Origin of the sequence: Xylanibacter brevis ATCC 19188 (assembly GCF_000621725.1) — a bacterium.
GTDB lineage: Bacteria > Bacteroidota > Bacteroidia > Bacteroidales > Bacteroidaceae > Prevotella > Prevotella brevis.
Window position 1 is genome coordinate 43,922 of the sequence record NZ_JHXM01000003.1, and the last position, 20,160, is coordinate 64,081.

15 protein-coding genes are annotated in these 20,160 nt (G+C 45.2%); 1 reads left to right on the forward strand and 14 read right to left on the reverse strand.

The window, feature by feature from the left end; genetic code table 11:
* The first annotated feature begins 113 nt into the window (after positions 1-113).
* Positions 114-1,844 carry a Na/Pi cotransporter family protein gene (locus tag T433_RS0102150; RefSeq protein ID WP_044109084.1) on the forward strand — a complete coding sequence of 577 codons (1,731 nt, stop codon included), beginning with the start codon at positions 114-116 and terminating at the stop codon, positions 1,842-1,844.
* Between the two features lie 1,029 nt (positions 1,845-2,873).
* Here the strand turns inward: T433_RS0102150 and T433_RS0102155 are convergent.
* The 14 genes from T433_RS0102155 to T433_RS0102220 all read right to left on the reverse strand — a co-directional run bounded on the left by T433_RS0102155 (position 2,874) and on the right by T433_RS0102220 (position 20,158).
* Positions 2,874-4,067: a hypothetical protein gene (locus T433_RS0102155; RefSeq protein WP_155808285.1), complete on the reverse strand. Its 1,194-nt coding sequence runs from the start codon at positions 4,065-4,067 to the stop codon at positions 2,874-2,876.
* A 16-nt stretch (positions 4,068-4,083) separates the two neighbouring features.
* Positions 4,084-4,614 carry a hypothetical protein gene (locus T433_RS0102160; RefSeq protein ID WP_027454675.1) on the reverse strand — a complete coding sequence of 177 codons (531 nt, stop codon included), beginning with the start codon at positions 4,612-4,614 and terminating at the stop codon, positions 4,084-4,086.
* A 95-nt stretch (positions 4,615-4,709) separates the two neighbouring features.
* Positions 4,710-5,702: a hypothetical protein gene (locus T433_RS0102165; protein WP_027454676.1), complete on the reverse strand. Its 993-nt coding sequence runs from the start codon at positions 5,700-5,702 to the stop codon at positions 4,710-4,712.
* Between the two features lie 27 nt (positions 5,703-5,729).
* Positions 5,730-7,988 (reverse strand): hypothetical protein, encoded by a 2,259-nt coding sequence (locus T433_RS0102170; RefSeq protein WP_027454677.1) that lies wholly within the window; start codon positions 7,986-7,988, stop codon positions 5,730-5,732.
* A 163-nt stretch (positions 7,989-8,151) separates the two neighbouring features.
* Positions 8,152-9,051 carry a hypothetical protein gene (locus T433_RS0102175; RefSeq protein WP_155808287.1) on the reverse strand — a complete coding sequence of 300 codons (900 nt, stop codon included), beginning with the start codon at positions 9,049-9,051 and terminating at the stop codon, positions 8,152-8,154.
* A 509-nt stretch (positions 9,052-9,560) separates the two neighbouring features.
* Positions 9,561-10,622, reverse strand: a complete 1,062-nt coding sequence (locus T433_RS0102180; RefSeq protein WP_211249737.1) for a GTP pyrophosphokinase — start codon at positions 10,620-10,622, stop codon at positions 9,561-9,563.
* 23 nt (positions 10,623-10,645) lie between these two features.
* Positions 10,646-10,948, reverse strand: a complete 303-nt coding sequence (locus tag T433_RS0102185) for an STAS domain-containing protein (protein WP_027454680.1) — start codon at positions 10,946-10,948, stop codon at positions 10,646-10,648.
* A gap of 13 nt (positions 10,949-10,961) precedes the next feature.
* Entirely contained in the window at positions 10,962-13,352 is a 2,391-nt protein-coding gene (locus tag T433_RS0102190) for a SpoIIE family protein phosphatase (protein WP_081778320.1), read from the reverse strand.
* 8 nt (positions 13,353-13,360) lie between these two features.
* Positions 13,361-14,314 (reverse strand): ABC transporter substrate-binding protein, encoded by a 954-nt coding sequence (locus T433_RS0102195; RefSeq protein ID WP_027454682.1) that lies wholly within the window; start codon positions 14,312-14,314, stop codon positions 13,361-13,363.
* Positions 14,311-14,871: an HD domain-containing protein gene (locus T433_RS0102200; RefSeq protein WP_027454683.1), complete on the reverse strand. Its 561-nt coding sequence runs from the start codon at positions 14,869-14,871 to the stop codon at positions 14,311-14,313. The genes T433_RS0102195 and T433_RS0102200 overlap by 4 nt, the downstream gene beginning before the upstream one ends.
* A gap of 133 nt (positions 14,872-15,004) precedes the next feature.
* Positions 15,005-15,346: a hypothetical protein gene (locus T433_RS0102205; protein ID WP_027449980.1), complete on the reverse strand. Its 342-nt coding sequence runs from the start codon at positions 15,344-15,346 to the stop codon at positions 15,005-15,007.
* Positions 15,347-15,618: 272 nt separating this feature from the next.
* Entirely contained in the window at positions 15,619-18,036 is a 2,418-nt protein-coding gene (locus T433_RS0102210) for a TonB-dependent receptor (RefSeq protein WP_027454684.1), read from the reverse strand.
* A gap of 348 nt (positions 18,037-18,384) precedes the next feature.
* Positions 18,385-19,359 (reverse strand): fimbrillin family protein, encoded by a 975-nt coding sequence (locus T433_RS0102215; RefSeq protein ID WP_081778321.1) that lies wholly within the window; start codon positions 19,357-19,359, stop codon positions 18,385-18,387.
* Between the two features lie 4 nt (positions 19,360-19,363).
* Positions 19,364-20,158: a hypothetical protein gene (locus T433_RS0102220; RefSeq protein ID WP_155808289.1), complete on the reverse strand. Its 795-nt coding sequence runs from the start codon at positions 20,156-20,158 to the stop codon at positions 19,364-19,366.
* Between the last annotated feature and the right edge of the window lie 2 nt (positions 20,159-20,160).

Consider the following 20,160-nt stretch of genomic DNA (forward strand, 5'->3'; position numbering starts at 1 on the left):
AGTGGAAAATACGCTTCAAAATTACAAAAAAAAAGTCATATTACCACATAATTAAAATTTATTTATTAAATTTGTCCCCAAATTCATAATCAAAAAAAAACATTTCAACGTTTATGGTGATTACACTATTCACGATGCTCGGCTCACTGGCACTTCTCATGTTTGGTATGAAGTCCATGAGTGAAGCCTTGCAGAAGATGGCCGGCCCTCAGTTGCGTCACGCACTGGGAGCTATGACTTCCAATCGTCTTACAGGTCTTCTTACAGGTTCTGTCGTAACGGCCTCTGTACAGTCATCAACAGCCACCACTGTGATGACTGTATCGTTTGTTAATGCTGGCCTTCTCACATTGGCACAAGCCATCTCGGTCATCATGGGTGCAAACATTGGAACCACGTTTACCGCATGGATTATGGCGCTGGGTTCATCGTTCGACATCAGCATTGTCAGCTACATCGGTTTCTTCCTTGGCATCATCATGATCTACATGAAGAAGCACCGTTACATCGGTGACTTCCTCTTTGGATTGGGCCTTCTGCTGTTAGGACTCACCACGCTGCGTCTCACCGGCCAGGCCATGGACTTGGGCCACAACCCCGACGTGCTCAACTTCTTCGAGTCGTTTCCCACCGATTCTTATCTCACCATCCTGGTGTTCCTGCTCTTAGGTGGCGTGCTGACCTTCTGCGTACAGTCGTCGGCAGCCGTCATGGCCATCACCATGTTGCTCTGCGGCAGTGGTGCCATGCCTATCTACATGGGTATTGCCTTGGTGCTGGGCGAGAATATCGGCACCACCATCACGTCAAACCTGGCTGCACTCTCGGCCAACACGCAGGCCCGTCGTGCCGCCTTGGCCCACATGTTCTTCAACGTGTTTGGCGTCATCTGGATACTTATGGTGTTCTATTGGTTTGTTGACGGCGTTGTATGGGCCGTAGATTATATTGGCACCAACGCCCTGCATCAGGATATGGTCAACATGTCAACCGATAAGAAGCTCACGTTCACGCTGGCAGCCTTCCACTCGGGTTTCAACATTATCAACGCCAGCATCCTTATTTGGTTCATCCCACAGATTGAGAAGTTCGTTTGCTGGGTCATCAAACCCAAGAAGGTGGACGAGGAAGAAGACTTCCGTTTGCACTTTATCACCGCTGGTTTCATGAAGACTCCCGAGCTCTCCGTGCTTGAAGCCCAGAAAGAGATTCGCGCCTTTGGTCAGCGCATGCAGCGCATGTTCAGCATGGTTCAAGACCTGCTCAACATGTCGTCTAGCACCACCAACAAAAACAAGAAAAACAACGAGAGCGATTTCAATAAGTTGTTCACGCGCATCGAAAAATACGAGAGCATCTCAGACAACATGGAGCTCGAGATTGCCAAGTACCTGGAGAGCGTCAGCGATGCTCACCTCTCTGACGAGACCAAGGCAAAGATTCGCGCCATGCTTCGCGAGGTCAGCGAGCTGGAGTCTATCGGCGACTCGTGCTTCAACATGGCTCGCACCATCAACCGCAAGTTCAGCGACAAGAAAGACCACTTTATCGAGAACCAATACAATCACCTGCACCAGATGATGGGCCTCACCGATCAGGCACTGACGCAGATGAACCAGCTGATGAGCGGTCGCAAGGAAGCCTACGACGTGAACCGCACATTCAACATCGAGAACGAGATCAACAACTACCGCAACCAGCTGAAGGCTCAGAACATCATCGATGTCAACAACCACGCTTATACCTATGCCGAGGGTACCATCTATATCGACCTCATCAACGAGTGCGAGAAACTTGGCGATTATGTGGTTAATGTGGTAGAGGCCCGCATGGGACTTAGATAAAAGCGACACAGAATATTTAACTGATATTTCAAGAAAAACGGGTCTTCCTATTGGTTGACTCGTTTTTTTTATCTTACTTTTGCAGAACTATTATCAACCATAAAACAATTATAATTATGAGAAAACAAGTATTCATAATTATCATCTTTCTACTTCTGTTATGTGTAAAAGTGGTCTCAGCACCATTTACGATAACAGGGACTATAAAGAACCAAATAGACTCCTTGTACTAACGGTGTAATCAGAAAAATCTTCCAATATGAATTTGACGAAACAAATACCAATAATGTAAGTTACGCATTAGATGATTTTGATGGTTACATATCTCAAGTAGAAGAAGGCGTGGAAGTCTTGTCGAAGGCATGGCAATCGAATAAGAGCCTTTGTCCACGTATCCCGAACGTATCACAGGACAGGTGATTCGATTGCGCCCAAATATAATGCAATCTTATTATGGAATTTATATTAAAGAACGTTTTTGATGTTAATGTTGGGAAAAAGCATCGCAATAATTTTGAGAAAATGAGTAAAGCATTGCAATCCCATTTTATGGAGCGCACGTACTCACCCATGTTGTATTTTTGGTGAAAAAAAACTAACGTCTAAAATAGGCTACGTAAGGAAAAAGTTAGAGAAACAAAATGATTGGGATAAAAGTGAGATAAATCAGAAAGATATAGAAGATTTATACATAGGATTACTAAACATCGAGCACCAGTTAAAAAATGAGATGAAGATTCACTTTACTGAATCTGTGGACAATGAAGGTGATGAAGAAATTACGTCTGTCGATTATTAACACAATATATGCGCGTGAGGTGTTTATGTGATTCTATCAATAATTATTTTTTAAGAGCGTTCTTCGTGAGAAGGGCACTTTTTTTTTATTTTCGAGATATTCCTTTGTCTTTACAAATAATATTTGTATCTTTGCATCATGCCAGAGATGACAGGTACCTGTACCCTGGCGTCCTATGCGTCTGAATAAAAAAAAGAGGGCTGTCATTTGACAAGCCCTCTTTTGATAAGCTACCGATAGTCTATTCTTATGATCTTTGCATCCTCCTTTATGTCTTCTGCCTTATAAGGTATTTCAGAGTCAGGATTTACAAGGTCAGCAGTTTTAATATAATAGGTATAGTCTCGTGCTTTTCCATAGACCCAGCCTGCGTAGTCGTTCTCCCAGTCCATTTTCTTTTGTATAAACAGTTTTCGTGCAGAATAGCCCACGTAGATTCCGTCGCGGTCTTTTATATTTGTTGAGCCTTCTAACAAACATATGTCGTAGGCTACGTCATCAATTATGTTAATACGGAAAGCCTTTTTACCATCCTTGGTGAACAAGTAGTATTCTTCTACCCACTCACCGTCCATTTCATCTTCATGAGTTTCAATTTTATGTTCAAACTTGTCATATAGCCCTGCTACTGATTGGGGAAGATTTGATATAGGTTTATCGATTTCGACTGGTCCTAATTTTCTATTTTCAAGCACGAAATGGTTTGCAGACCAACAAACTGTAAGATGATGAATTTGGAATAATCCCTTACTGATACCTTCAGATGTATATCCGGCACTTACTTCTGTTTTAATAATGAACTGAGTTCCAGCTGGATATACATCATCCGGCCATGAGCCACCAACAATGCTTATTGTGTTTTTTCGGTATGCAGATACAATCTCATCACTATCGTTCTTACATTCTGCTTTCATAAGCATACTTCCGTTGTATTTATGAATATAGTCTGCAGGACTTTCCTTGGTCAATTCAACAATACATTCACATTCCATTTGAAGACTTCCGCTAAGTTTTTTTATTTTGAAAGGTTCTACAATCTTTAGTGGCGCTCCGTCTTCTATTAGAGTCGTTATTTCTTTTCCTTGTAATGCAGCGGATGCCTCTTGTACTTTTTGTTTGAGTTCTACTTGGAGAGCTTCACGTTTCTCATTAAGTTCTTTGTATTGTTTTCCTATTTCGTCGCTTGTCTTACCTGTTTCCAAGTCGATTTCCTCCTCACCTTTTTTTATTAACTCTTTAATGGCTTGTGGAATAGTAATATCTATTTCCGTCATCATATCATAAAAATACGGGCCATATTCTCCCAATATGCCATCAGAAGGAATATCAGAATTGTTATTACTATTGCTTGGGACATCATTGCATGCTGCCATTGTAATGCATACAATAGCCGCTCCCATTGATTTTAATAAAAGCTTATTCATAGTCATTTTATATTAGTTAATTGTTTACCCTTTGGAATAATTCTGAGCCATATTCTGTAATAACCACACGATTTATGCCGCGCAACTTCTCATCTGCCTTCTCACCACCTTGGATAATATTTCCCACATTGAGGAAGAATCTGATATTGCAGGACTCATCCTCGTTCCACTCTGGATCGTAATTCAATATGATTATTGGTTCACTGTTGTTGCATGCAATATATACATAATCTTGAGGTCTGTCAGTTTTGATGATAGCTTCAAACTCAATACCGCCATATAAAGGAGAAACGCTAATAACTGTAAAAGGCTCTATAATATCAAAGGATACATTATCATCCAATTCCGTTGCTAATGTTTGTCCCATAAACTGGTCAGCGATTTCTGATATCATTTCACCATTAGTGTTCTCTCCTTTATACATCTTTTCCCTTGCTTTTTCCAAGGAATTGCAGTATTTACTAATAGGCGAACTGCCGCCTCCACATGCTGTGAATCCCATGCACAGCAGGACGATAGTCATTAATAAAAAAATAATCTTTTTCATATTGAATGTTAATTAATAATCATTAGTTAATTGCTTCACATCCTCTAATAAAAGTACTGACAATATACACCTTGACTATTTCCTTATATTATTAATCAAAACTCCCAAAGGTCTTCTTTCTCTTGTTTGCCGTTTGCCACAGAGCCTTTTCTTGCCTGTTCTAATTCGGCAACAGCTTTTTTCACTTCATCGTCAGTATAATAAGTTATAGTACGTGTAATAGTAAAGGAGTTACTGTCATAAAGGTTTCCTGAGAGCTTTTTAACCTTCCATTTAGTCCAATTACCTTTACTATCAAATATAAAAGTACTTTGATAAGTATTGGTATATTGTGTTCCTACATTCTTCTTTGTTTGAAGATCAAATTCCCCATAGCGTTTTGTAATACTTGATGGAAAAACTTCATTTCCTTTATAATTGAATATAACCTGTGTTTTATAGGTACATTCATCGTAGTCTGGTGAAATTTCAACATATCCAGTCCAGCGACCCTGTTGATCGTATGTTAGCGAAAGAAAGTAGTCGCCTTCCATTTCGAATTCTTTTATGAACTTATCGTTATTAAAGAAATAACGCTGTACATTATTCGTCATTTCCGCAAGGGCGTTATTTTCTTCATATTTGTAAATATACTCACCATTTGCGCCATCTTCTATGCATTTAACAAGACGATTATTCTTGTCATAGACATATTTGCAAATTAGCTCGCCATTTCCTTGATTATTCATGATATTCTGCAGCCTCCATTGCGTATCGTAATTAAATACTTTCACGCCTACATCTTTGGCACATTTCATAAGACCATTAGGGTACAGCTCATATTCACTTTTCTTAGGGGAATCATCATCTCCAGAATCCCTCGTGATAGTACTGATTATTTTCTTTGCGCCAGGCGCCTTCAACCCAAGACATTGTCCTGGTGTTCCACTCACGATTTCTCCCCAATAATATTGAAAGAAATAAATAACACGCCCCCCGTCAAGTCCCATATATCCTTCATTATAAACGGAGGGGAACTGTCCTTGAGCACTTATACTTCCAACTATCAGTAGAAGTGTTACAATTAGTGTTGTTAATCTTTTTTTCATAACAATAAGTTTTAGAACTGATAATATTTAATTCCTAACAAATGTCCTGTGGTACCTCATGTTAAAGAAGCGGTTTTCTACAACATGCTCAACCATTCCGCATTTTCTGCACCACTTGAAGTAGATAGCATAAAACTTACCAGGCTGAGCAATAGTCTTGATAGCATGCTTCTCAGATGTAATGGCTTTAAGATAAAAGGCCGTATTGTCGTCATATGTGGCAATATCAACCATTTTCACTTGTCCATCCATATCCATGCGCCCAACCATTATACGCAATTTTGCGCCCTCTGGTGCTGTAGCAAGCTTATCTGCTGGCACGAGTCGATTCTTACCATCATATACTTCTATACTGTCGACATAAAAAGAAGTAATCTCCTGAACCTTGTAATTATCCAAGTTCAACTGTTTCTTTTTCAGTAATTGTCGCATCTCATCTACTGAAGGCAAAGAGAATATGATTTTGAAATTAAAACCAAAATCTTTGCTATTAAGTTTCTCAATAAAGTCAAATGCTTCCTGATAAGTAATACCAGTAAGTAGTCCAGCATCTTCTTTTGGAAAACCCAAATAGTTATTGTAACGATTAACATCTATCCATTGCTTTCGACTAACAGGCAATTCAGAAATATATGTGTATTCACTTATTCTATTCATCTTAATACCAGTAGAATCAAGCAACAAGTCTATCGAGGCTTCGTTATATGGAGGCCGTATAACTTTCTCAACAGAAATCTGCTTAGTCTGGCTTAACCATTGAACAGGTCCATAAAGCCAGTCATGAGGGGGACATCCAGATGGTGGTGGAGGTGGCGAGATGATAGTCTCACTAATAGTGTCTCGCTTTGAATTCGTATAATAACAACAATAGTTCTGACACTTGTACCTAACATCAAAGACTTTTGTTTCGACTATAATATTATAGTCATTATCATCAACCTTTCTGAAGACGCCAATTAGATTTCTATTAATCTCTTTCAGGTTATGTTGTATGCAACGATCACCAATAAACTTGGTAATCGGCCTATCGTCCAAGGAACATCCGCACTTTTTACAAGAAGTCCAAATGTGATATTCTTCAAATTCAATTGTACATCCGTCCCCCATTGGTATGCTGAATTCACCTGTTTTATTTACACAAGTCTCTTTTTCCAGATGTAGGCATGTGTCGCACGGATCTACGGGTGGCTCTATGACTTCTATTTCAAGACTAACCCACCCTTCATAATCATAATCGTGATTATTTACCGGATTTTTGCCATCATTACTCAAAGTAAGCGTATAGTAACCATAGCACACATGGTTGTCTTTTGTCGCTTCAATACCTTCCCTTCCCCAATAATCAATAGCTCGATATGGTACGAATAAAGACCAGTCATCAAACCCTTTATGAGGATATGCGATATAATTACGATTCGTTTCCATCTCTGCAGGATTATTCGAAAAGCCTCCAATCCAGAGATTTTTTTTGAAATACTCAATATTTAATGGTTTTGTATGAGCTTCATCCTTCCAAAAGGTTAAAATAACATAGTGATTTTCGTTGATCTTATCTTTAATATGACTCTTGATTCCATAACTCATATTGAAAAACCAACCAGCGTCTTCATAAACCATCTCTCTGTCAAAGTAATACTTCCTCTGGGGATATTTGTCCATATACAGATGCGCTTCATCTGACCATTCTACTTTATTACTTAGAAAAATCTCATTAGGATAGTAGTGGTAACTCCAATTTTTTACCGTATATGGATGGGCTATAGGAAGAGCTGTTTCCGATGGCCATTTAGATGTAAGAGAGCGAGCAAAATATAATCGAAGACTAAAGTTGAAAATAGGAGTAGTGTAATGCGGGTCCCCATGTGGGATACGCTCTATTAGTTCATCTTTGCGAAGGAAAAGAGCAAAAGGCGATTTATCTTTTCTTTGTATATCCAAGTATTGTAGCGTTTGTGCATCAGACTCGAAAAGGCCAAAGCGTTTCCACCCACTTAGACTTTGTTGACCAGCTTCTATCCATACCCTAAAATTGTTACTTGGCACCGTTGAAGTGTGAAGAGGTGACGCCCATGCTCGCTCAGGAAAAGGCTTTATAACAACCACAATCCCTTCTGCGTTTTGATTCTGATTTCCATATACAATATCTATGCGCGGGTATTTTTTGTGGTACTCGCTAATATTGTTTACACATTCCGCATATAGGTCGAAAGGTTCTTCCGCAACCCTTTGTGCTTTGGACTCATTAGGCAAAAAAACAGAGAATGATATGATTACTAATGTAAACATATAGCATAGAAAGTTCTTTTGCAATAGAGTCGTGAGTTGTAAACTAAGCATTACTAGTGCCATATGTATTTTGTTTTAAGTTATCTATCCTGCACATGCTGCCAGTCCTTCACATAATAGGGCGGCAGCATGCGTAGGGGTAATAATCTCTGTCGAAGAACTACTACTCGATAGGAATATTAATCAATCGAACAATTGGGTCACTAAACAGATAGGACTCACACTTCAGTTCATTACAAATAGATATCTTTGTAGCGTTTCCTGTTCTGTCGAAGTCGGCAATACGTGTGATAATGGTCTTTGACTCGTTATTAGCTATATCAAACGTAAGCGCAAAACTGTAACTTTCATTATTCTCTGCATGATAAAGGTTCCGGTATGTTTGTCCCAGATCGTCCTGTGCCACAAACGTAAACCCTTTCGTCATGTAGTTCGCCTCCAGGAAACTTACATTCTTCAATAGGCTACCAGTATTGTTTTTCATATCGTAAGCAACATAAAGATAGTCGCCTTCACGCTTACAACTCTTCAGTGTCCATTCGATTCCTGCATCATTTGTCTGAATGCCATTATCCAACACGCGATTATCTACTATTTTTGCAGAGGCTTTGATGGTATTCTTCTCAAGATCAACATCCTTTATCCTTCCAGTAACAACAAGGTTGACGCCTGTGGCTGTATTGTTAACATCAAATCCTGCTGCAACTACTTCAAGCTGCTTTACCTCGTCCTTTTGAAGACTGATAGGACCAACTTCATATGGACGATTCAAAGCACCCTTTATGCGCATACCAATATTGTCAAAAGTACTGTATTCTTTGCCAGAATTGTCTGTCAGTGAAGATGGACTAATAGCAATACTTGATATAACGTTTCCACTTTTATTCTTCATATCAAATTCCACAACGATTCTCTCACCTACTCGCTCACAACGGGTAATGTTGATATCAACATATCTTGATAGCGAGGTTGTACTGTCTTCTTCATCTTTTTTGCAAGAAGAAATAACATTCAAAACACATAGAACTGCTACCAGCCAAAATAACAAATTATTTTTTTTCATATTCATTTATTTTAGGTTAATAGATATAGTAGTTAATATACAGCTGCAAATATAGGAATTATATTTGAAGCTTGCAAACATTTACTCGATATTTTCGCATTTGCGTTTGAAGAGTCTATGAATAGATCCACAAGTTCAGTATGAATTGTGCCGCTATTCTTTTGGTTTTGCGCTGCTATAGTTTAGGTTTTGGTGTCTACCCAGCCCTTAGACGAGGTGATTCCAGCCCCTGGAAAAGGTTGTTTTAGCCCCTAAAAGTGACTCATTCAGGGGCTAGAAGCGTGGTTTCCAGGGGCTGAAAGTGAGACTATTGCTTTGGTTTTAGACTCTAGAAATGCCGTTTCTAGACTTTAGATCTACCAATTCTAGACTTTAGAACTGCAACGTCTAGACTCTAGAATGATGCTTTCTAGACTCTAGACGCGAATCAATAGTTACACTTTTGCCGTATAAAAGTTATGCTTTTGCCGTATAAAAGTTATGCTTTTCGCCCGCAAAAGTTAAGCTTTTCAATTACCAATTCTCTGCATGAATGGCAGTGTCTGAGCCTGTTCCAACATCATATCTGCCAACGCAGCATTTGCCACGCTCTCTCCATTGATGGTATCAAAAATAGCTTTCAGACCTTCACGCCCTCCATCGTGCTTCAACACATGGACCAAACAAAGATACTGCAAGGCAGCACTCGAGGAGAGAATGTCCAAGTCGGTAACAGCCAGTTGTGAAAGAGCCAATTGATAGGCCTCATCAGAATTCTCTTCTATGAAACGTTGCACATCACCGAGCGTTACAAGTCCGAAAGACTCAAGAACCGGCAGGAACGGCATCAAAGAGACGGGATAAATCTCTGCCTGATTAACAGCAGCAATGCGTTTATTCAGCCTGTCGAAGGGAGCCAGATCGAGGTAACTGCGAAACGAGTCAACCGACAAAGGAACCTCATCAAGCTGTCCATCCTTTACCAGCGAACGAATCTGACGCCTATAGTCGGTGAGCACCATACGCAGACGACTGAACTCATCGTCAATGAGTTCCAACATGCCTGCCAAACGACTAAACTGCCGCGCATACTCACGGGGAATCTTCACATCGCCCTTATAACGTATATCGTGTTCGATGGTCGACCACACATGCTGCAATCCTGTGCGCATCTGCAGTTCGAAACGAGGTCCGCCACTCTTCATTCTGCAGATATAGTGCAGCGAGTTATAGCCAAAAGAATCCAGTTGGTGCAGTTTACGCTTGTCAACACTCTCTTTCCAGTCAATGTCAAAGACACTCTTGGCTATAGCCGCCACCTTATCCACATCATCAGTATAGAAAGTGATGACGCGCATGCCTACCAGATCGGTAATATCATCAATACTCTTATACTTCGCCCCTTTCAGCTCCAGCTTACCAGCCAGCGAGTTCTCTGCCTTCACTCTATATTCAATGGCAGTGACATAGATGCCCTGCTCACGAAGCGCACTACTCAAAACTTCGTAGGCCTCTTTTGCCAAAAGCTCAAGCGAAGGACGCCGTTCGCGATACTGCTGCATCAGTGCCTCGCCATGCGAATCTAATGTCACATTCTTTCCCATTGCGTGATGATTTACTTAAACTCAAACAGATTAATAAAGCCAGTCATGGCGAAGACAGCACGAATGTCGTCTGAGATACCTTTAATATATACATGGCCTCCCTTTGCCTTGGTATTTTTCAGAATTCCAAGGAATATACGCAGGCCACTCGATGATATATATTCCATATTCGTGCAGTCGATAATGACGTCCTGTCCATCGCAGTCATAAAGAGGCTGTATGGCCTTTTCCACCTCTTGGGAAGCCGCAGTATCGAGGCGTCCCTCCAGAATGGCAATCAGATTTCCATCTTGTTTTTGAATTGTTGTCTTCATTGTTTTTATACTTTTAATTATTTTTTCTCAGTTTCTTTCTCAGCGTCAGCACATTGAGATTGTCCACGCGCTCGTAGTTCACCGAGTCCATGATTTCACGCACCAGATGGATGCCCAGTCCACCTATGGGGCGGTCTTCTGCATCCTGATGGATGTCCACATCCTCCATGGCTGTAGGATCGAAGGGAGTGCCGCTGTCTATGATGGTGAACTTCAGGCGCACATCGTTTGTCTTAGCTTCAATAGTGACATCGCCATGCGTTCCTTCCGGATAGGCATAGTTCATCACATTGACCACGGCCTCTTCCAATGCCAGGTTCATTTGCATCGTCACGGCGGGGCTGAAGCCCACCACCTCGCAGACCTCATCGACAAAGGCTGTCAGCTTTGAAACCTCCTGTATGTCATTGGGCAAGACGATGCGCTTACTGAATCTCACGTCTCTCTCCAGCTTGGTGTATTGTATCGCCATCATTGTCAGGTCATCGCTCTGCTCGGCTTTGTCCACAAACTGATGGACGGCATTGGTCATCATGTCTATCAACTGCTTCGGCTCGTGCTGCTGATGGGCCAGAGCCTGTGAGGCCACCTCTTTGACACGTTCCATACGGAACAGATCGTGATTGGCATTCTCGGCCTCGGTCAGTCCATCTGTAAACAGGAATATGGTGGTACCCGTGAAGATCTGTGTTTCCTGCAGCGAGTACTTCCAGTCTTGCATCACACCGATAGGTATATTAGCATCGCACGTCAACGAGCCCAAGCCGGCGCCAGCCAATAGCGGAGCGTCGTGTCCGGCATTGCAATAGCGCATGCGCCCTGTAGGCAGGTCGAGCACACCCACAAAGAGTGTCACAAACATGTTGGTATCGTTGGCATCGGCAATAATCTCGTTCATGTTCGACACGATGCGGTCTGGCATCGCCTCGCGTGCCGACACCGTTCGGAAGATGGAACGCGTCACGGCCATGACGAGTGAGGCAGGAATACCCTTACCCGACACGTCGCCGATGCAGAAGAACAGCTTCTCGTCGCGGATATAGAAGTCGAACAGGTCGCCACCCACATCCTTCGCTGGTGTCAGCGAGGCATAGATCTGCACATCGTCGCGGTCGTCCTTGGTGGGGAAGTTCTTAGGCAACATGCCCCTCTGTATAGCGCTGGCAATGTGAAGATCGCGCTCAATGGAGGTCTTCTGTGCCGTGGTGTTCTTCAGCTCGTCGATGTATTTCACCAGTGATTTCTGCATACCGGCAAACGACTGGCTCAGCTGTCCTATCTCGTCGGTACGTTGGATGTCTGGCAACTGCGTCTCAAAATTGCCCGAAGCAATGGTCTCTGCCTCATCAGCCAGACGACGTAGCGGACTGAGCTCGCGGGTAATCACTTTGATAAAGATGTAAAGCATGAGCAACAAGCCCACCACCACGATGCCCATCACGGCGTGACGCACACGGTCGAATCCACCGAAGATATCGCTCTCCGGACACACGATACCCATGCTCCATCCCGTATCTGCCAACGGCTTATAGAACACATAACAATCCTGTCCGTCGATGGTCATTTGCTTCATGCCTTCCTCACCACGCTGCATAGCATGTCCCAGCGCCGTCAGGGCGGTATCTGGCTCCAACAACGTCTTCGTAAAGATGGTCTCGCGCGTAATCTTAGTACTGTCAGGATGCACAAAATAGGTACCGCCACGCCCTATCATGATGCTGTAGGAGTTGGGGTATGGTTTCACTGCCGAGATGGTCTGCGAGAGCCAGTTCAGCGATAAGCTGGTGTTGATGACACAGATCACCTTTCCCTCGTTGTCCATGATTGGGTAGCAATAGCTGGACACCATCTCACCGGTGTTCGTTGACATATCAACATCCACATAAGGTTCGGTCCAGCAGGCATGCTTAAAGAGCTTAGCCATCAGATACCAGTCCATATAGAAATACTGGAAGCTGTCGCTGCCACCCAGCGAAGTGCGTATGGTCTCACCCATTTTGTTGTTCTTGGGTGTGTCACGGCGGGAGTAGGCCGAGAAATAGCGGCCGCGGTCTTTGAAGAAGTCAGGCTCGAAAGCGATAGAACAGTTGTAGAAGTCCGGGTTGTTCAGCAGCATGGCCCTACTGTACACAAACATCGAGTCGGCCTTGTCAGGATGGCGCTGCACCAGCCATTCAGTCATCTTCGAAGCCACCTCCACACGGTTCATGATGCCCTCCACGCGCAGCGAGGTCTTGTCCAGTATCTGTGTGGCACGATTGATAGCCTCTTGACGGATAGCCTCGCGCGACTGATAGAACAGGAAGCCCAAGGCCGTGATGAAAATCAGGGCAGCAAACATCACCACCCACAGACTGACCCTGACAGAGAGCTTTCGGCGTATATACGATATGATTCCATCCATAGCCCTATTCACTTTTCACTGATTAACTCATTGTATGTCACCTCACGTTTCAGCATGTGGTTCTCTCGCATCAACTTGCAAGCCTTGCGCACCATGTCGGGGCGCAGTCGGAACTCACGACGTTTGGACTCGCGGTCCACCTGCATGCGCAGCACATCCTTGAGCATCAGCTCCTGAATCACGCGGTTGGTAGGTATGCGGTTCTTTTCCACATACTGCATCACGATGTCGAGTGTCTCCTTCGGATGACGGGCAGCCCACTCCCACCCTTGCCGACTGGCTTGGGCAAACTTCTTTGCCAGAGCGGGATGCTCCTCGTAGAAATCACGCAACATATAGAGACCGTCTTCCTGCACGTTATAGCCGTGGTCACAGAAGCGGTACACATTATCTTCGGTCATCACCACGCCGGCCTGCACCAGCTGGTAATACTCGTTATAGCTCATGGCCAGCATGGCATCGAGGGCACCTGCCACAAAGAGATTGATGTTCTGCGCAAAGCGTATCCATTCATAGTCCAGGTGTTCCTTCTGACTCATGCAGATGGCCAGCTGACCGAAGCCCACACTCCAGATGCCCACACGTGCACCTTTATGCTTCAGCGGGTTACGATTGCGTGCCGAGACGATGACCATGGCATTGTTCATCGAGGTCTGCAGGATATTCACCAGTGGTGTTCCGGCATCAATAATCTCCAGAGCCTGACACAGCTGCAACGTGGTGGCCTGACACACGTTCTTGCGCAGACGGCTCATGGCCGGCTGTGTAGAGGTGGGATGTTCAATGCGCACGTTGACCCCGGCCTTACGATAGAATCCTTTTGCCTCGGCCACATAATAGCCGGCAAACTGTGCCTGTGCCGTCCATTGGGGCGTAAACACGATGGTTTCGTCCTGGGCACTGGCCATCTGGGGCAACAACAGGGCCACCGCCAGCATGAGGTATTGTATATGTTTCTTCATCCAAAGACTTGTTTGATGAGTTGTTCAAATTCTTGATAGGCGGTCGTGCCATCCAACTCGCGGAGGGCATCGGCCAATCCGCGATAGTGCCAGGCATGTTCCTGAGGGTCGGCCGTGCGGAACAGCTGCCACAGGCGGTCGTTCTGTGCGGCATAGTCGCGTGCAATGGCTCGCATATTCGAGAGTTTATCGCCCAACGCCACCATCTTAGCATCCGTAGAGGCCTGCGCCAACCGGTCGATGGCTGCCTGCTTGCGGGCGTGCCAACTGTCTTCTCGCTTCATGCCATCCATGCGTATGTCGGTTTCGGCAGCCACCAATGCTGCCACACGCTCGCCAAACTCCATGCGTATCTGCTCGGTGGTCACGTCGGTATCTTCCACCGTGTCGTGCAGCGCGGCAGCAGCCAACAGCTCCTGGTCGGACGTCATCGTGGCCACAATGGCCATGGCCTCCATCGGGTGTACGATGTAGGGGAAGCCCTTGCCACGCCGCTCAGTGCCAGCATGAGCCCGTACGGCAAACACGATGGCGCGGTCGAGAAGTTCCGTGTTCATTGGCTTATTTGGCATGTTGTTTTAGTGTTTCATTGTTACTGATAGTTGTTTTCCCTGGCTGATAGTCTTCATCCCATATTTTTAGGCGAAAAGAGGCACTATTCTTTCGGAATAGTGCCTCTATATCAGCTGTTTATCGTCGGCTCACAAATGGAGGAGGCACGTCACGGCGGATGCTTAGTACCCACTCATCACCTTCGGGGTGATACTCTATGCGGTCGGTATGGTCGCCCATCACCCACACCAGTCGATCGTCGATAGCGCGCCCGCCATGGCGCATGGTCACCGTCAGGAACTTCTCCGATCCTTCGGCACTCATCAAGCAGTCGCGCCCCTTCAGTTCGCCCAACACGATCTCCACCAGCTGCTCAATGATGCGCAGTGGTACCCTGTCTGGCTGCAGGTCAATAACGCGGTGCACAAAGTCCAGCGCCTCCTCGTCCTCTTCTGGTATGTAGGTTTCTATCTTCATCATTAGGCCTATACAATTTAGTTATTTGCGGCGTCAGATTAGCGTTTCTATCCATTAGGAAGAATATTCATCAGCAAATATACACTTTTTTTTTAAAACCACCATACATTTTTCATAAAAATTTTTCCAAGTCTATTACTTTTGTTCGTACATAACTCTATGACCTACAAGTATGTTCGTCTTTTCTTTAAGTCGGCTCTGCCCTTAAAGAAGCAGCAGAGCCGGCGATTATGTCGTTACCTTGTTATTCTGTCCTTAAAGTTTGTTGTTCTGTCTTAGAAGTCTAGGCGGTAGAAGATGTTGGGCAGCGAGATAGAGCTCTTGTCTATGCGCACGTCGTTGGTACCCAGATCATAGCGCTGGTATATGGGAGTCTTGGTGCCTAAGACGTTCAGTCCCTCGAAGGCGATGGTGTGACTCACGCGACGCTTGTTGATCTTATAGCTCACGGTGAGGTCAACGATGCCCGTTGGGTCAAAGCGCTTGGTGAAAGCCTCATCATCCTTATAGATGGGGTTATCGTCTATCTTACCTTCGGCCACTCTGGCGCGCATCGCGTCGATGTCAACAGGCGTGTAGCGCAGACCACCCTGGATGCTATACTTAGCACTGACGTTCAGTACGTTCTTGCCTATCATCCACTCCTTACCGCCCAGCACCTTCATCATGAAGCCGCGGTCATAGAGCTGATTGCGCCAAACCTTGTCCTGTCCCTTGTACTGCGACTTATACACAGAGACGTTAGCCTGTCCGAAGAAACCGTGATACATATAGTGTTCCAAGGTGATATCGCCACCATAGTTACGCGTATTACCCTTGCCCACCAATGCCTCTTCTGTATAAGAGAACAGGCGGTTGGTCACACAGTAGGTGCTGCCAGGTGCCGCTCCCACGGGGGTGTCGAAGCCATACTCATAGAACGCATTCAGGCGCAGCGTCAGGTTGGGGTTTAACTTATACATATAGGTGGCATGCAGGTGGTGCGCCTTTGACAGGTCCAGATCCTTGTTGGGCATACGACCCAGTTCGTCACGATAGAAGTAGGTGTCCAGTTTCTCGATCATAGAGTGCAGACCATAGCCCAGCGAGATGCTGTGCTTTTCGGTGGGATCCCACTTCATGCTGACGCGCGGCTCCACCGAGAAGTCCTTCGAGAGCAGGAAGTAGTTGGCGGCCACACCAGCCGACAGGCTCAGCTCGTCGCTCAGCGTGAACAGGTTCTGCCAGAACATGTTTGCCAGGCCCGTGTTATCCTTCATCTTGGTATATTCTACCATCGGGTTCTGCGTGTCGTAGAGCTGGTCGTGAGAGCGATAGTAGAGGTTGAAGAAGCGGTGTGAATATTCGGCGCCAAACTGTGTCAGCCACTTAGCCGTCAGCTGTTTCGACAGTTCGGTGTTGATCATCAGTCGGTCTTCGTTCATCTGCTGCTGACTGAAGGGGTACTTCTTGCTCTTGGGATTATCGGGATCTTCAAAAGCCAATGGAGATACAGGAACGCCATTAGCGTCACGCCTCAGTCCGAAGTAGAACATATCGCTCTTCAGGTGCTGCATGTTGTAGGCCGCCGTGGTGCGCCAGGTCCACTTATTGCCAAAGTGAATCTTGTGTGACGCGCCAGCCAGAATCTGCGTCAGCTTACCCTCGTTATCCGAGGTGTCATAGACGGCGTTCACGTCTTCCAGATCCAACGGGTCATCATAGGTGCTGTCGTGAGACGCCAGTCCAAAGAGCGAGAACGTGCCCGCGCGCTTGGTGGGGAAGTTCAGTTTGATGGAGAAATCCTGGAAGCCCATGTGCGAACCGTCCATATCAACCAGTCCCAACTTATCTACCAGCGACGTGAAGCCATAGCGGTAGTTCACGATATAGCTGCTGTTGTTCTTGCGCGAGATAGGACCTTCGAGTGTCAACTCCTCAGACACGGTACCTATCTGCAGGATATTCTCATGTTTGTTGTTGTTGCCGGCACGCATCCTCACGTCGAACACGCCACTGAGGGCATTGTTGTAGTTGGCATTGAAGGTAGAAGTAAAGAAGTCTGAGTTGCCGATCACGTTAGAGTTCAGTGCGCTCACCAGACCGTAGCCCGCACTCCACAGGTCATTAAAGTGGTTGGGGGTGAACACCTCCACACCCTCGATGCGATACTTCATGCGCTCGGGGGCGTTACCGTGGATAGACAGTCCGCTACCATCGGCCTCGCCCGACACACCGGCAAAGGCCGTCACCAGACGGGCCGGGTCGTTGTAGCCACCAGCAAAACGGCTGGCCTCTTCCATCGACAGCATCACACCGCCAGTCAGCACGGCGGGATTCACGGTGGCTTCCTTGTTCACGCGTGGGCGCACCACCACCTCTTTCAGTTCGGTGCTGTTCTCGCGCAATGCTACGTCGAGCACCACCTCCTTGACACCCGAAATCAGGATTTCCTTCATGATGCTGGGCTCATAACCGATATAGTTAGTCTCAATGGTATAGCGGCCGCCCTGCTTGACATTGATCGTATAGTTACCATCAATGTCAGTCACGGCGACCGCATTAGCTAACTCCACAACTTTCACAGTCGCTCCTATCAGAGTCTCGCCAGTAATTGCGTCTTTCACGGTACCACGCAGAGTCTCTGCTTGTATATCTATTGTGCCGCAGATTATCAGGATGGCGGCAATCATCCATTGTCTTATTGTATTCATCAGATTGTAATTTATAGATTTTTTGCAAAGTTAACAGATTTTCTTAAAATACGTTTATTTTATATGTTAAAAATGAAGTTTTTGTGAAAAATAAATGAATTTAAGGTGTTTTTCCGTTCGAAAAAGGTGTGGTAACAGTCGCAGACCACTCATAACAACAAGCTCCGACCTGGCACTCGTCCGGGTCGGAGCTTATTGTTTTCCGTACTATCTATCATTAAGAATCAACATCTCCAATACTGATCGTATCACCACGCTTATAATCTGTTACATCAACAGAACCAGAGACCATTAGCACTGGGCCTTGAAGCTGGAAGATGCGCGAAGTGGGTTTTATATATTTCTGTTTCATGAGGGTATAATTTTAGTTACATTACCGTTATCAAGCTTATAAAGCGAATTCTTGCCTATGTTAATATTCACATCATACTCATAGCCTTTCTCCAGCACGGCGCCAAAAGGAATATAGGCCTTGCCATTGTGCACCACGCCACCGTTACTGATAACGCAAGTCAGTTCAAGATAGGTATTGGCAGGCGCCCCCGAACCACTCCACGCCGTGAGCGTTTGAGGAAGCAGGAAGAGATAAGGAGCTTTGGAATCACCCAAAGGTACATAGGATTCTATTCCCAGAATCAAGCCCGCACCTGGAGTCAAGCCCGCACTTGAATAGAGAGTATAGTTGGACTTAGTAGTATCCAGCGTCCACGATGAGGTTTTGAAATAATAGTCGCCCCGACTCACCACATTGCAAAGCTTCACCTCGCTCACCGTCAGCGTATAGTCAGTCAAATTCTTGGCTTTCTTCACATTGAAGCGCAAAGCGCTGCATACATGATTAAAGGTGAAAGAGAGTTTGCCACCCGTTTCAGCATACGTTCCGCGGGCAGTAGCCACCAACAGGTCTTTCTGGTCTGAAGCTGATTCAACGACGGAGAAGTTGATGTAAGGTCCACTCGTATTAAAAGTAACATCCTCCGAACAAGCATACCAATCCAACGTATCTTCCGTTAATGGCCATCCTGTAAAGCCATCGTCAACCTCCCAGCCCTTCTCACCATCTTTCGTAGCCACGATGGCATCACCGTTTGTTAGCAGCCCTGAACCGTATATATAGTTCAGATAAAACTTATCAAGCGAACTGACAACAGCAGCCCTTGTGATACGACGACTTTCGCCAGGTTTCTCATAGGGAGTCTCCGACACCTCGAAAGACAGCGCACGCACTTCAGGGCGCTGCGGTGTGGCGTCGTTGTCATCGCTGGAACAGGCAGCCATCGTGGTTGCTACCAGCATCAAAGAGAATAATTTCAATAGTTTCATCACATTAATTGATTGTTATGGTATTTGTTGGTAATTGTTTTATCCTCACCGCATCATTAAAGGTATATATGCGATTATTTGCAGCTTCATAGTACTTCAGGGTCACCTTCTCGCCTTCCTCACGACCATAGACCACCATACGTCCGTTGGCATGCGCCACGCCGCGGCACTCACCGCCAACGAAAGCACCCACCATGTCATCACTGGAAGTTTCCAGATCTACATTGGCCAAAGGGGTTGAGTCGAGCGACAGGTTCATGACAATAGGATACTTAGCGGGTCCTAACGTGAACTTTGGAACAAAATCCTCATCAATACCTATCACCTGATCTGTCCTATACTGGAAAGACGCAGAACGTGAGAACACGTGCTTTAATTGACTATTATAATACTTCAATGTGACGTCCATCCACTCCTCGTCCGTTTCATTACCGAAAACCTTCATAAGATAATAATCGCAACTGGAGCCGGGGTTATCGACACTGATAGCAGGACTGGCCAGCCCACGCAATTCGTCTTCCACGAAAAGAGCCATCAAGTCATCCTTACTGGTATATTCCTGCAGCTCTTGCTCAATCTTCACCAGTATAACGACCCAGTTCTCGAAGCTTTGCGATTGTGGCTTCTGCCAATTGGGAGTCTCTTGATTGAAGTTCCAATCCATCTGCCACGCGGGCGCCATCGTTGTGTTCTCCAACGTATAGCTCAGGGAATTGTTGCTATCGTCATCACTATCGCAGGCTCCCATTGTGAGTCCTGCCAGCAGAATTGCGACAAAGGAAAAGATACGATATTTCATAA